This is a genomic window from Candidatus Thermoplasmatota archaeon (assembly GCA_029907305.1).
In the GTDB taxonomy this organism is placed as follows: Archaea; Thermoplasmatota; E2; order DHVEG-1; family DHVEG-1; genus JARYMC01.
Window position 1 is genome coordinate 4,388 of sequence record JARYMC010000086.1, and the last position, 1,514, is coordinate 5,901.

Below are 1,514 nucleotides of genomic sequence, written 5' to 3' on the forward strand. Positions count from 1 at the left end.
CCACATACCTCTCATCAGAACCACAATCTTTAACAGAGATTCTCAATGGAACCATAAAAACCAAAAATGTACGCATAAAAGATTACCAAAATAACACACTGGAATGGGACTTTTTTAACTTCTCCGGACAATACTTATGGTCTTCCACAAAAATTTCGTCAGAAACACTTTCCAATAGCAGGATCGAATCAATTAAAGGAACATTAGAGTTGAGAAATGCTTATTTAGATTTGAATGATGGTAAGATTCGCCACGTAGATCTCATAAGTTTATCTGGGGATTACATTCTTACATATAATCATACTTACGATTTATTGATTTTTGATGGAGATGCAACATTTGAGATACTTAATCTATCAACGCCATCTCTATCTTTAAAATCATTATATCTTTGTTTAAATGGCGACATAACATTAAAAACTTGGAAAAATGATTACTACGATAACCAAATTGTATTTGAAAGCCAAAATGGATTTACTATAGAGCGTCTTTCTATAGAAAGATACAAAAAATATTTCCCGTTTGTTGACATTATTAACATAGAGGGAACATCTGGGCCAGGATATCTACATCTAGGAGGATACCCAGAAAGCGATAGCTATGTATTTATCGACAGCTCTGAGATAGATTATATAGATTTGATATTTACATTTACTAATACGACAAATAATAGGGGCATTCGTTTTTCACTATCCTCTAACGATTTCGATGCAGATGTTTTCCTTCTACAATGGGATACTGTCACCCTAGATCTTCCTAATTTACGTGCTATACCATACAACTGGTATAAAACAGGTAGTACTTCCGGTGAAACAGACATTGATATAGACATAATCATTGGAAATAAAATTTATAACCTATGGCCTCTAGAATACTCTGGCAATTCTAATGAGGAGACAGAAAACACTGAAGAAGAAACCAATTATAATAATGGATACGAAATGGAACCATTAGGCAACAGTATGCCACCACCTAACAAACCACAAAAACCAAAAGGTCCTACTGGAGGTATTGTGATCGGCAGGATTGTAAAAGGTCACAGCTATACTTTTACAACAACAACCAATGGTAACGGCCAATATATAGCCTATAACTGGTCTTGGGGTGATGGAACATATAGTGGTTGGTCACCATTTATAAAATCAGGTATAGGAGTCACAGGAAGCCATACATGGAATCCTGGAACATGCCCTAAAACATATCAAATAAAAGTAAAAGCTAAAAACATTAACGGAGAAGAAAGTGAATGGTCAGAATCTCTTACAATAACTGTTAGAGAAAATTTCTTAGATGATGGACAAAACAACTATCAAAACGATGAGTTAGTAGAACAAAGTCAAAATAATTATTGTCAGGAGCAAAATCAGGATAATAATCAGGGACAGCCGAATAACTCTTGATATATAGATATGTCATGCTTTTTTTTAACAAAATTAAGTGACATCCTCTCCGCCATAAATGGCGGAGCTTCCTATGACGCATGGTTAGTAGTCGATGTATAGGAGTCCAAACTG

At 34.7% G+C, this 1,514-nt stretch carries 1 protein-coding gene; it reads left to right on the top strand.

Annotation, left to right across the window (positions count from 1 at the left end; translation table 11 throughout):
• Positions 1–1,400, top strand: a 1,400-nt coding sequence (locus QHH19_06350; protein ID MDH7517946.1) for a hypothetical protein, incomplete at its 5' end; no start/stop codon positions are given.
• Positions 1,401–1,514: the final 114 nt, after the last annotated feature.